Here is a 12,112-nt window from a genome sequence, read left to right as displayed (position 1 = left end):
TCCTTACTAAGACTTGGTCAGCCAGCTACTTGTCCAGAAAATTCTTGATGTCTTCCATGACCTGATTTTTATAGTCTGGATTTCCCACCTGATAAAAGGTCACGGACATCCGGTTGCGAAACCAAGTCAGCTGGCGCTTGGCGAAACGGCGGGTATTCTGCTTGAGCTTGTCCAAGGCCTCTTCTAGGCTCATCTGACCTTCAAAGTAGGGAAAAAGTTCCTTGTAGCCGATACCCTTGCTGGCTTGACTGGTCGGAGCCCGCTCATACAGCCAGCGGGCTTCTTCTAAAAGTCCGGCTTCTATCATCAGATCAACTCGCTGATTGATTCGCTCATAAAGTCGCTCTCGCTCATCATCGAGGCAAATCAGCAGTGCTTCATAGTCTGGTTGATTGTTTTCTAGTTGACCACCTAACTGAGCAATCTCCAGCGCCCTCATAGCCCTGCGTCTATTTATCTGTGGAATCCCGATACCCAGCTCTGCTATTTTCCCAAACAAATCTTCATCCGACCAACTATCCAGCTGCGCCCGATAGGTCAGAATCTCCTCGTGAGGGACGGAGCCGCCCAGATGGTAGCCCTCAAGCAAGCTCTGGATATAGAGCCCTGTGCCGCCGCAAATGATGGGAAGCTGCCCTTGGGCCTCAATCTCACGAATAGCCTGAGCTGCCTCAGTCACAAAATCATAGGCCGAGTAGCTCTCTCCAACCTCACGCACATCCAGCAGATGATGGGGAATGCCCTCTTGCTCCTCAGGGCGAATCTTGGCCGTGCCAATATCCAAGCCACGATAGACCTGCTGGCTATCACCGCTGATGATTTGGCCATTGAAGCGCTTGGCTACCTCGATACTCAGAGCTGTTTTTCCAACTGCCGTAGGTCCCACTATCACAATTATCTTGGTTTTCATCTTTTTTCCTTGAAAAAATTTTGATTTTTCGTTACTATTAATTATAACATAAATAATAAAAGTTCAGAAAAGGAGAAATCACATGGCTAAAGGATTTGGAAAAGGCGTTCTTACAGGAGTTGCAGCTACTGTTGCTGCTGTGGCAGGCGCAGTTTATGCCGTCAAGAAAAAAGTCATCGAACCTGAAGAACAAAAAGCGGCTTTCATCGAAGAAAACCGTAAAAAAGCAGCTCGCAAACGTGTAGCACACTAAGCTTGCTCATTTCACTAAAAAGCCTGGAAAAATCCAGGCTTTTTGCTTTTTTGAAAAAACAGTAATCAAAGCTATTAGACTTTTAAAATCCTCTCTTTCTTGGGCGGTTGAATGCCATAAGAGCTAAAGATATAATTGCTTAAGAGCAAGAATACTAACAACTCAAGCACAAAAAACAAATCGAAAGCAGGACTGGAAGACAGAGAAACGAAAGGAATCGCGACACACATAAGTATGATATAAAGAATTTTCAAGCGTTTGATATAAAGCCAGAAGAGTTCAAGGCTTTGCCTGCTACTGATCTGCGACTTAGACTTACTTCCCGAGTACCAGATGATAAATACTTCCGCAAAAAAGAATAGACCTAGCAAAATGATCATTCTCCAGAAATGAACCTGCAGTAGAATTCCCGCTGCTAACAATAACAAAACACCCAAGCTCAGTGCTAGCACTGCTCGCCTAGCATTAGTCATAAAATCAACTCCTTTATATGACTACGAAGAACAGTCAAATTAATTGTTCTTAATCGATTAGATTGCTCTAGGAGAACATATTTTATTTCGGCTTTATTTTACCACTTGGCAAGAAAACTTACAAATAATACGATAAAGCATTTGTAGGAGTCACTGGTTACTGAAAAAAGCCACCTTTCGGTGACTTTTCTACATGCTTATCTCCCTTGCATAAACTCTTGGAAACGATGAGTATCAAAGTAAATGTTAGATGCAATTAATTTGTCTGATTCGTCAAATTTTAAAAATTCTGCGACATCTAATTCTAGTTCTTTTCCGCTCGGCGACTGCAGGCGATAGCGATTTAAAGCAGCTACTTCTCGTCCCTCTACCAATAACTTCTTCACTTCAAGATGCTGGCTCAAAGCGTAGAATTGACCTGCACCTTGCAGATAAACATTACGCCCTTGCCTGATCTCCTGACTGTCGCACATTCCATAATTAAAGTTTTCAGCTACGAAATCTTCCCAGCCACCTTTATTGACTGCGGTAAAATAGCTTTCTGCTAATCTTCTTGTATCCATTTGGAACCTCCAAAAATAATTTAGGCAATTTTCAAACTAATGAAAGCTTGAGCCCACTTAAGAGTATACAAAAAGCAATATGACTACAGTCTGTCATATTGCTGAAGATTTTTTTGAAGAGTAATAATTAATTTATCCTGCAATTTTTTTGGGGATATGACTTTTACTTGATGAGCAAAACTTAAAATCAATTCGAAAAAGGCCGGTGTCAATGCTCTGAAAGCATGGACCTTTATTCTGGTTTGCTCAACAGTGATTTCTTCTTCTGTGAAATGGTCATAAATTTTTGGAAGCGCAGATTCTGTGAAAATCAACTCCACTTCTTCTTTACTGCCTTCAACTTTATCTTTGGATGGATTTAGAAAAAGATCTAGCTTTTCTTGAGATAAAAGAGGGTAATCTCCAGCTTCGATACCCTCTTCTAGTTGCTGCAAATCACGAATCCTGCTGAGTTTGAAAAAGCGAAAATCTAACTTTTCTAAACAATAGCCGATAACATACCAAGCATTTAGTTTAAAAATCAGACGATAAGGAAGAATCGTTCGCTGGCTTTGTTCTTGTTTTTTAGAAAAATAAGAAAAGGAAACTTTCTTCCCAGTTTGTATAGCCTGTTCAATTTCAAGTAAATAATTTGTATTGAGAGACCAGGAAGTAAGATCGAAGTAAAAAGGGTTAACCTTGTCGGTCGCTTCTTGAGAAGAAAGCTTATGCTCGATACTGTCAAAATTTGGACGACCGACAATTTTGCCAACATTTTGACTCATATTGATGATAAACTGCTTTTCTTCTTCTGTGAAAAAGCTACTGTCCATCTTGTAGTCATCTGGTATAGAAAAACCACCCTTATCCCCACGTTCAGAGTAGATAGGGATTCCAGCTAAGCTGAGCGTATCCATATCTCGATATACTGTGCGGGTAGATATTTCAAAACGTTCAGCAATTTCTTTAGCTGTTATCTGTCTTTTATTCAAAAGGGCTAGCAGAATATAAATTAATCGTTCTAATTTCATGAGTTTTCTTTTCTTATTACAATCGGCACAGCATCAAATAGTCATCTTCCCTCTCTTCAACCGTTAAAAAACCCAGTCTTTGATAAAAGCCAACGGCAGGATTGTCTTTGGAAACAGAATGGGAGACACTTGGGCAGCCTTTGGACTTGAGTAAGTCCAGCATGGCCGTCATCAACTGCTGCCCTAGACCTTGACCTCTGAACTCAGGCAGGAATGAAATGGACAGAGAGGGAGTCTGGTCGTCATAATAGCCGTAATCTTTCATGATTCGAACCCAAACGGCTCCGACCAGCTGACCGTCCACTTCTGCTGCTAAAGCCCAATCATCTGGCTGCTGACCAAAGTCCTTGATATACATCTCTAAATATGGCTCTTTCAGGATGCTTCTAGAAAGCGGCGCTAGACCTTGGGGAATAAAAATAACTTGGTAAAGAAATTCCTCTAAGAGCGGGATTTCCTCTGATTTTAAGGGCCTAATCTCGGCCATGATTTCTCCTTCTAGATCAACTGCTCTTCACCTATGCCTGCCTCTGCTAAGATTTTGGCCACTCGGTCAAACTGCAATCGGAAATGCTCCAGCTTGTGGCCGTCTGATCCCACTGAAAAGCGCTGGCCGCCCAGCTCCTTGACTAGCGAAAGAGCGTAGATATAAAGTTCCTCGTGACCATACAGATACATGGACTTGCAGTTAAGCTCAAAGGCCAGACCATGGTTAATCATCTTTTTAAAAAGCTGTCGCAGCTCTGGTTCAAAAGTTTTTAACTCCTCTACGGTAAGCTCGAATTTCCGGAAACCATAGTCAAAGTGAGCTAGTACATCTGCTGGCACAGCCTCAATAGCCTGCTCTAACTCTATCAGATAGGAGGGAATCAGCTCCATCTTATCCAGCTGCAAGACTGGATCTTCCAGATAGTCAAAACTGCCATTGTGGTGGACAGACAGGAGCTTGAGGTCATAATCCTTGTCCGCTAGGAAAGCTAGGATATCGTCTTTACGCGGAGCGTAATAGCCAATTTCAATCCCCTTTTTAATGCGGTTGCCATATTGCTGGTTCAGCTCTGCTATTTTTGCTGAATAGGCCTCATAGTCAGGCACATCATCGTGGGGCGAGGCAGCTTCGTAAGGGTAGGGATTGGACAAATCATAGTGCTCAGTGGTGACAATCTCGCCCTCGTAATGGTCCAGATAGTCACAGAAATCCGCCTCAGAATCATAGGAAAAATAGGTATGAAGATGGTTGTCGCGCATGCTGGACCGCCTTTCTGCAAATCTTGTGTCCCTTTAGTAATGGTCAATTTCAGGTCGATCATGAATCCGGCTCTGCTTGCCCTGTCGGGCCTGGAGGACGGCCTCTACCTGATCCAGACTGACGCCAGTTTCGACGAGAGCGACCGCCAGATGGTAGAGCAGATCAGCGGTTTCATTGGCCATCTCGTCCTTGTCAGCATTTTTAGCCGCAATGACCACTTCTGTCGCTTCTTCTCCGACTTTTTTTAGAATCTTGTCCAGCCCCTTGTCGTAGAGATAGCTGGTATAGGAGCCTTCCTTGGGCTCTTTTTTGCGGTTGAGGGCTTCTTGATAGAGTTTTGCTAGCATCGTATCTCCTTATATCTTCCTTATTTTACTATAAAAAGCAATTCTTTCCAATGGCAGGCTGATGTCTTAATTTTATTTTTGCATTAAGCAAGTACTAAAGTAAAGCAAGGGAGCTTTTAGTCAGTTTTGCTGTCTTCCTCATCCCAAATTTTATGGAAAAAGCAGGATTTGGCACCGGTATGGCAGGCTGCTCCCAGCTGGTCTACCTCGATCAGCAGGGTATCTAGGTCGCAGTCAGCTGTGATTTTTTTGACAGTCTGGTAGTGGCCACTGGTGGCTCCCTTATGCCAAAGCTCCTGACGTGACCGGCTCCAGTACCACATCTGACCGCTGGTGTGTGTCAGCTGGTAGGCTTCTTCATTGAGATAGGCTAGCATGAGGACTTCTTTGCTGGTGTGGTCTAAGATAATGGCAGGTACGAGACCACCTTGCTTTTGAAAATCTAACTTTACTTCTGTCATCAGATGCGCACCTCCAATCCAGCTTCCAGCATGGCTTTTTTGGTTTCAGCGATGGAGACCTGACCATAATGGAAAATCGAGGCTGCCAAGGCACCCGTCGCTGCAGTCTTTTCAAAAACTTCTAGGATATGCTGGCTACTGCCAGCACCACCAGAGGCGATGATAGGAACGGAAACCACTTGAGAGACGGCTTCCAGCATTGGCAAGTCAAAACCAGACTTGGTCCCATCCTTATCCATACTGGTCAAAAGAATTTCCCCCGCTCCGAGACCGACAGCTTCTTGAACCCAATCTAACAGGTCGCGACCGCTGTCCTTGCGGCCGCCAGCCAGATAGACATGCCAGCTACCATCCGCTTCTTTCTTAGCATCCACAGCCAGCACCACACATTGGCTGCCGAATTTCTCAGCGCAGTCAGCTAAAAGCTGAGGATTTGCCAGTGCTGATGAATTAACCGCAACCTTATCCGCCCCAGCCTGTAACATCCGCTTCATGTCCTCAACCGTACGAATGCCGCCCCCAACGGTAAAGGGAATGAAAACCTGCTCCGCCACGCGCCGGACCATCTCGACCGTCGTGTCCCGCTCCTCGTGGGTGGCTGTAATGTCCAGAAAGACCAACTCATCGCAGCCGGCTTCATAGTAGGCCTTGGCCGCATCAACTGGATCGCCCACATCAGTCAGATTGACAAAGTTGATACCCTTGACCACCCGGCCGTCCTTGACATCCAGACAGGGAATGATTCGTTTTTTCAGCATGGCTAGCCCCTTTCTGCTTCCTTGATCTGCTCTAGGCTAACTCGTCCACTGTAATAGGCCTTGCCCACAATGGCACCAGCCAAGCCTAGCTTTTTCAGCTCTTCCAAATCCTCTGCTGACTGAATGCCGCCAGAGGCAATGACTTGAGCATCCTTGAGCGCTGCCAGCAATTTTTGGTAATGCTGGATATTGGGGCCAGTAAGAGTCCCGTCTCGGTCCACATCCGTATAGACGAAGAGGCGAACGCCAAGCTTTTCCATGGCCAGCGCCAGACTGATATAGTCCTGACTGCTGGTTTCCAGCCAACCCTCAGTCGCAACTAGACCGTCTTTCGCATCAATGCCAATCACGATTTTGCTACTCCCAAAGCGCTCCAGTGCGGCCTCAACAAAGGCAGGATTCTTAACAGCCATAGAGCCAATAATGACACGGTCAATGCCGACCGCTAGATAATCTTCAATCTGCTCCAGACTGCGGATACCACCCCCTACTTGGATAGCTAGACCAGTTTCCGCTTTAATCTGGGCAATCAGATCTCGATTGGCCGCCCGACCTTCTAAGGCTCCGTCCAAGTCAACCACATGAATCATGCTAACCCCGGCTTCTTTGAAAACTCGAGCTTGCTCCAAGACATCGGGATTGACTACCGTCTTCTGGCTAAAATCCCCTTTAAAAAGGCGGACGGCCTGGCCGTCTTTGATATCAATAGCGGGCAGTATTTTCATAGACATACTCCTTAAACTTCTCTAGGATACCGAGACCGAAAGTCCCTGACTTTTCTGGGTGAAACTGACAGCCAAAGACCGATCCTCGGTGAATCATAGCTGGAATAGGCAGCCCGTAATCAGCCGTCACGTCCAAATACTCCTCCGGAACATCCGTATAGTAGCTATGGACGAAATAGACTGACTGGCCCTCAAGATCAGCTGTCAAAGCAGACGACTGCTGGACCTGTAAGTCATTCCAGCCCATGTGAGGCACAGGCAGACCAGCCTGATCCGGAATCCGGCGGCAAACACCGGGAATCAAACCCAGTCCAGAACTTTGACCATTCTCCAATCCCGACTCCAGCAGGAGCTGCATACCTAAGCAAATCCCCAAGAGAGGCTTGCCATCAGCCACAGCCTGCTGGATAACGGAGACCAGCCCTCGCCTTTCCAACTCCTGCATAGCCGCAGGAAAAGCACCGACACCTGGTAAAATCAAGCCATCGGCAGCTAAAATTTCCTGCGGATCAGCTGACAGGCGCGCTTCTACTCCGACCTGAGCCAGAGCACGGAGAACATTGGCAGTATTTCCCGCATCATAGTCAATGACAATTATCATCTCTACATCAACTCCTTTCACTCAGAAGGACAAGCTAGAGCAAGCCCTTGGTGGAGTTGACTCCATGAATCTCTGGATTAATCGTAATAGCCTCCCGCAGAGCTCGTCCAGTCGCTTTAAAGAGGCTTTCCGCCTTGTGGTGGCTGTTCTTGCCATGAAGGATTTTCAGGTGCAGATTCATCTGCAGATTAAAGGCTAGGGCTTGGAAAAATTCCTCTACCAGCTCGGTGTCAAAATTCCCAAGCTTGGGATTGTCAAAATCAGCCTCAAAAACCAGATAGGAGCGGCCGGATAGGTCCAGACTGGCCAACCCTAGCGTTTCATCCATGGGCACAAAGCTAGTGCCGTAGCGGTTGATACCAGCCTTGTCTCCCAAAGCCTGACGCAGAGCCTGCCCCAGCACGATGCCTACATCCTCAACCGTATGGTGGCTGTCCACCCAAAGGTCGCCTTCAGCCTTGACCGCCAGAGAAATCCGACTGTGGCGGGCAAAAAGGGTCAGCATGTGGTCAAAGAATCCGACACCGGTCTCGATAGCTACCGGCTCCTGTTGGTCCAGATTGACAGCCAGCTCAATATCGGTCTCCTGTGTTTTTCGCTTGATTTCAGCTTGTCTCATGGCAACTCCTTTATTTTTCCTGTCTGCGGGCTTCGATGGCCTTAGCATGTCCCTGCAGGCCTTCTGCATAGGCCAGACTGGTAATATCCTTGTCAGCTGCTCCTACAGCAGCACGGCTGTACTGAGTGTACTGAATGCGCTTGATGAAGTCATAGACTCCCAGAGCTGATGAAAAGCGGCTGGTGCTTGTGGTCGGCAAAACGTGATTGGCTCCCGCATAGTAGTCACCGATCGGCTCACTGGTATAGTGCCCCAGAAAGACAGAGCCAGCATTTTCAACCTGATCCAGATAGCTGTAAGCATCATTCATGGCAATTTCCAAATGCTCAGGTGCCACCTGATTCATAAGATCAAACATGGCTTCCTTAGAAGGCGCAAGGATGATGCGGCCGTTGTTCTCAATCGAAGCACGCGCGATTTCCTCTCGCGGCAGCTCTTTGAGCTGTCTGTCCAGCTCTGCTTCGACTTGGTCCGCCAACTCTTCCGAGTCGGTCACCAGAATAGCCCGAGCCAGCTTGTCGTGCTCAGCTTGCGAAAGAAGGTCGGCAGCCACATAGACTGGACTGGCTGAGCTATCTGCAATGACTCCAATCTCCGAAGGTCCAGCAATCATGTCAATTCCCGCGACACCATAGACCATCTTCTTGGCCGTAGCCACAAAGATATTGCCCGGCCCAGTTATCTTATCCACCTTGGGAATGCTCTCAGTACCGTAGGCTAAAGCTGCTACACCTTGGGCTCCGCCAATTTGGAAAATCCGATCCACACCAGCCAGCTTGGCAGCGACCAAAATCGCTGGAGTAAAGTGCTCTTGGGGCGGTGTAATCATGATGATTTCCTTGACACCGGCAATCTTAGCTGGGATAACATTCATGAGGACGGAAGATGGATAGGCTGCGGTGCCGCCAGGTACATAGGTTCCGACCCGCTCAATCGGCCGAATCAACTGACCACGGATAACGCCCTCACTGGGACTGTCCTCAAAACCAGTCTCCAACTGCTGGCGGTGGTAGGATTCGATATTAGCTTGGGCATTTTTCAAGGCGACCAAGACCTCTGGATCAATCTCCTCAAAGGCCTTGTCAATCAGCTCCTGCCCAATCTCAAAATCTGTCACCTCAACCTTGTCAAAGAGCATGGTATAGTCTCTTAAAGCTTGGTCACCGTCTTGTTTGACCGTTTCTATAATCTCAGCCACCGCTTCTTCCACATCTAAGTTTTGTTGGCTGAGCTGCAGCTGCTCTTCGTATAAAATCCGTGAAATTTCTTCGTTACTTCCGCTTAAACGCTTGATAATTGTCATTTAAAAGCCACCTCTCTTCTTCCTACTAGGGATTCAATCCTTGCTACAAAAGGCATGATATCCGGGTTATTTTTCAGGGAAGCCTGATTGGCAATGAGCCGAGCCGACACCCGACAAATGTCTTCAAATACCAGCAGGCCGTTAGCTGACAGGGTATGCCCTGTCTCCACAATATCAACAATGGCATCCGCCAGACCCAGCACCGGTGAAATCTCCACACTGCCTTGGATGGAGATGATTTCCACATCCTCCCCTTTTTGATTAAAATAATCAGTCGCTACCGTTGGGTACTTGGTCGCAATTCGCTTGCGCTTATGATCATGAGGGTCATAGCTGGGCACCGAGGCCAGTGAGAATTTACAAAGGCCAAAGTTCAGATCCAGCAGTTCCAGATAGCCGGTCGGATGCTCAAAAAGAATATCCTTGCCGACGATGCCCAGATCAGCGACTCCATGGCGCACATAGGTCGTCACGTCAGGCCCTTTGACCAAGAGAAAGCGAAAGCGACTGTCTGGACTTTCAAAAATCAAGCTGCGCCCCTTGTCTGCCATGAAGGACATATCAAAGCCAGCCTGGGTCAAGAGCTTGACCGTATCTTCCTCAATCCGCCCTTTAGTCAGGGCAATGGTAATCTGACTCATCTGCCATCACCTTCCTTTCCGCCCTCGTCTGGTAGGTCATCATGAATGGCCTGATAGACACTGTCAATGTCTAAGGACCAGCCGATAGCTGTCAGCTCTGCTGCCCCGAAGCGCTTGAAAAGTTGGTCATAGCGACCACCAGACAGAAAAGCATCTGGCACACGGTCGCCAAAGACCTTGAAGGTCAATCCAGTATAGTAAGGCATGGTCGCTACCTGACCCAAGTCCATGATTGTCTGATCTAGCAAGTCTGGCAGACTCTGCAAAACCTGCTCCACATCATCTAAAGCCGTCAATATCCGCTCGTTGTTAACTATCTCTCTAGCCCTAGCTAAAACCTGTTGGCTAGGACCAAACAAATAGGGAAGTTCTTGTAAAAAATCATCAAACTCACTCGATCTGGTTTGGGTGAATTCAAAGATCCCCGTCCTATTTTTCTTTCGAATATAATCTAGTAGCTGGGCCTCCTCCTGCGAAGTCAAGGCCAGACTCTCTAAAATTGTCTGCAGGATTGCTGCATGGGAAAATTCGAACTGATAAGACTTAACCTGCGCCAAATCCAGCGACTGTTTGGCTGTCTTGATAGCCTCAAGCACCGCCTCGCGAACTGGATAGCCGATAATCTCAATACCTGCTTGACTGAGCTCGTTGGCAAGACCGCGCAGCTCTTCTTGATAGTGAAAGACCTTGCCTGAATAGGAAAACTTAGTCGGCGTATGCACCCTGGTCGAAGCAATAACCCGACCAATCTGGCTGGTCACATCTGGCCTCAACACCAATAGCTCGCCTTTTTTATCGAAAAGATGATAATGATGGGGCTCCACATGGTCACTGAAGACCTCGAAGTGCTCCAAAGTCGGCGTGTCAATCCGATTGAAACCCTGAGCCATCAGAAAATCACTGATGTCCCGCTCAATCTCGTAAATCACACGCGCCCTCTTGAAAAGCTTGTCATGCATGCCAATCGGAAGGGTGATTTTATTCATAGGCTGCTTTCCTTTCTTACTCTATTCTTACATTGGCTGGCTCCGAGTCAAACTCTCAGCTGCTGCAAATTTCCTTGATAGCTGCCAAGACTGCTTCCATCTCCTCTCGCTGTCCGATAGAGATGCGCAGAAAGTCTTTGATTCGTTCTGCTTTTGGAAAATACCGCACATAAATCCGACGCTCCTCTAGCTGCTGGAAAAGCTCTGTTGCAGAAATTTTAGTAGGGTGGGCTAGGACAAAGTTAGTCTGACTGGGCAGGACTTGAAAATCCAGCGCAGCCAATTCCCCAGCAAACCAATCTCGGGTCTCTTGTATGTATCTGCCGGTCTCCCGATAATAATCCCAATCTTCCACTGCCGCAAGAGCTAAGCGCTCTGCTAACATATCCACTGAGTAAGGATTGATGGAGTCCTTAACAGCTTTCATGACAGCTATTAAGTCTGGATGACCGATGCCGTAGCCCACCCGCAGACCAGCCAAAGCAGCATCCTTGGAAAAGGTCCGTGCGATAAAGAGGTTGGGATAAGTGTCAAGCAAAGGCAGGGCAGATTGACCGCCAAAGTGAATATAGGCCTCATCCACCACCACGACCACATCCTGATTGGACGCCAGAATTTCCACCAACTGATCCAGCGGCAGATAGATCCCCGTCGGGGCATTGGGATTGGCTAGGATAATGCCACCATTGTCCCCAAAATAGTCGGACGGATGGACCTCAAAACCATCTGTCAGTGGGATTTCTCGAAAAGGCACGTGGTAAAGATTCGCCCAGACCTTGTAAAAACCATAGGTCAAGTCTGGAAATAAGACCGACTCGCCGCTGTTAAAGAAAGCCAGGAAAGTCATGGACAAGATGTCGTCACTGCCGTTACCAATAATGAGCTGGTCGGGTGATACACCCAAGTTTGTCGCCAAAGCCTGACAGAGCTCTGCCTGATCCAAACTGGAATACTTGCGCAACTCCTGGGCATCAAAGTTCTGTAAGATCTCTGCCACCTTAGGACTCGGTCCATAAGCATTTTCATTGGTATTGAGCTTAATCATGTCTGGCTCATTGGGCTGCTGCCCCGCTACATAGGGGTTGATCTGCCTGAGACCTTTTAGCTTCACCATCTTGCCACCTCTCTTTCACACTAGCCATTATATGATTCTGATTATCTTTTAGAACTTCTAATAAATGAAAGACGAAATTTACCGCTTGGTAAAGGAAAA

The 12,112-nt window shown here is 47.3% G+C and carries 17 protein-coding genes; 1 reads left to right on the top strand and 16 read right to left on the bottom strand.

The window, feature by feature from the left end; genetic code table 11:
• Positions 1–25: 25 nt before the first annotated feature.
• Positions 26–910: a tRNA (adenosine(37)-N6)-dimethylallyltransferase MiaA gene (gene miaA / locus J1C81_RS04855; RefSeq protein ID WP_002914888.1), complete on the bottom strand. Its 885-nt coding sequence runs from the start codon at positions 908–910 to the stop codon at positions 26–28.
• Between the two features lie 82 nt (positions 911–992).
• Here miaA and J1C81_RS04850 point away from each other — a divergent pair, with 82 nt between their 5' ends.
• Complete coding sequence (locus J1C81_RS04850; protein ID WP_002895160.1) at positions 993–1,163, top strand: DUF3042 family protein; 171 nt, start codon at positions 993–995, stop codon at positions 1,161–1,163.
• Positions 1,164–1,237: 74 nt separating this feature from the next.
• On the opposite strand, the gene J1C81_RS04845 is transcribed toward J1C81_RS04850, so the two are convergent.
• The 15 genes from J1C81_RS04845 to hisC all read right to left on the bottom strand — a co-directional run bounded on the left by J1C81_RS04845 (position 1,238) and on the right by hisC (position 12,013).
• The gene (locus tag J1C81_RS04845) at positions 1,238–1,636 is read right to left on the bottom strand and encodes a hypothetical protein (protein ID WP_002914886.1); all 399 of its coding nucleotides are present in this window, start codon (positions 1,634–1,636) and stop codon (positions 1,238–1,240) included.
• 197 nt (positions 1,637–1,833) lie between these two features.
• Positions 1,834–2,199 carry a nuclear transport factor 2 family protein gene (locus tag J1C81_RS04840; protein WP_002914884.1) on the bottom strand — a complete coding sequence of 122 codons (366 nt, stop codon included), beginning with the start codon at positions 2,197–2,199 and terminating at the stop codon, positions 1,834–1,836.
• Positions 2,200–2,282: 83 nt separating this feature from the next.
• Complete coding sequence (locus tag J1C81_RS04835) at positions 2,283–3,209, bottom strand: helix-turn-helix transcriptional regulator (RefSeq protein WP_002914882.1); 927 nt, start codon at positions 3,207–3,209, stop codon at positions 2,283–2,285.
• Between the two features lie 16 nt (positions 3,210–3,225).
• On the bottom strand, positions 3,226–3,696 hold the full coding sequence (locus J1C81_RS04830; protein ID WP_002914880.1) for a GNAT family N-acetyltransferase: 471 nt from the start codon (positions 3,694–3,696) through the stop codon (positions 3,226–3,228).
• An 11-nt stretch (positions 3,697–3,707) separates the two neighbouring features.
• On the bottom strand, positions 3,708–4,457 hold the full coding sequence (locus tag J1C81_RS04825) for a PHP domain-containing protein (RefSeq protein ID WP_002914877.1): 750 nt from the start codon (positions 4,455–4,457) through the stop codon (positions 3,708–3,710).
• 33 nt (positions 4,458–4,490) lie between these two features.
• Positions 4,491–4,805, bottom strand: a complete 315-nt coding sequence (hisE, locus tag J1C81_RS04820; protein WP_002914873.1) for a phosphoribosyl-ATP diphosphatase — start codon at positions 4,803–4,805, stop codon at positions 4,491–4,493.
• A gap of 116 nt (positions 4,806–4,921) precedes the next feature.
• Positions 4,922–5,266: a phosphoribosyl-AMP cyclohydrolase gene (gene hisI, locus J1C81_RS04815; RefSeq protein ID WP_002914872.1), complete on the bottom strand. Its 345-nt coding sequence runs from the start codon at positions 5,264–5,266 to the stop codon at positions 4,922–4,924.
• Positions 5,266–6,024, bottom strand: coding sequence for an imidazole glycerol phosphate synthase subunit HisF (gene hisF / locus J1C81_RS04810; protein WP_002914871.1), 759 nt, complete (start codon positions 6,022–6,024; stop codon positions 5,266–5,268). The genes hisI and hisF overlap by 1 nt, the downstream gene beginning before the upstream one ends.
• Positions 6,025–6,026: 2 nt before the next feature.
• Complete coding sequence (gene hisA, locus J1C81_RS04805) at positions 6,027–6,749, bottom strand: 1-(5-phosphoribosyl)-5-[(5-phosphoribosylamino)methylideneamino]imidazole-4-carboxamide isomerase (protein WP_002914870.1); 723 nt, start codon at positions 6,747–6,749, stop codon at positions 6,027–6,029.
• On the bottom strand, positions 6,727–7,350 hold the full coding sequence (hisH, locus tag J1C81_RS04800) for an imidazole glycerol phosphate synthase subunit HisH (protein WP_032909699.1): 624 nt from the start codon (positions 7,348–7,350) through the stop codon (positions 6,727–6,729). Before hisH ends, hisA begins: the two co-directional genes overlap by 23 nt.
• Before the next feature lie 34 nt (positions 7,351–7,384).
• Complete coding sequence (gene hisB / locus J1C81_RS04795; RefSeq protein ID WP_002914868.1) at positions 7,385–7,969, bottom strand: imidazoleglycerol-phosphate dehydratase HisB; 585 nt, start codon at positions 7,967–7,969, stop codon at positions 7,385–7,387.
• Positions 7,970–7,979: 10 nt separating this feature from the next.
• The gene (gene hisD / locus J1C81_RS04790) at positions 7,980–9,272 is read right to left on the bottom strand and encodes a histidinol dehydrogenase (protein ID WP_002914867.1); all 1,293 of its coding nucleotides are present in this window, start codon (positions 9,270–9,272) and stop codon (positions 7,980–7,982) included.
• On the bottom strand, positions 9,269–9,913 hold the full coding sequence (hisG, locus tag J1C81_RS04785) for an ATP phosphoribosyltransferase (protein ID WP_002904747.1): 645 nt from the start codon (positions 9,911–9,913) through the stop codon (positions 9,269–9,271). Before hisG ends, hisD begins: the two co-directional genes overlap by 4 nt.
• On the bottom strand, positions 9,910–10,899 hold the full coding sequence (locus J1C81_RS04780) for an ATP phosphoribosyltransferase regulatory subunit (protein ID WP_002914866.1): 990 nt from the start codon (positions 10,897–10,899) through the stop codon (positions 9,910–9,912). Before J1C81_RS04780 ends, hisG begins: the two co-directional genes overlap by 4 nt.
• 55 nt (positions 10,900–10,954) lie before the next feature.
• Positions 10,955–12,013 (bottom strand): histidinol-phosphate transaminase, encoded by a 1,059-nt coding sequence (gene hisC, locus J1C81_RS04775; protein WP_002914865.1) that lies wholly within the window; start codon positions 12,011–12,013, stop codon positions 10,955–10,957.
• Positions 12,014–12,112: the final 99 nt, after the last annotated feature.

The organism is Streptococcus sanguinis (assembly GCF_050225395.1).
GTDB lineage: Bacteria > Bacillota > Bacilli > Lactobacillales > Streptococcaceae > Streptococcus.
The sequence above is the reverse complement of the archived record's forward strand: the minus strand, read 5'-3'. Positions and strand labels throughout refer to the sequence as shown.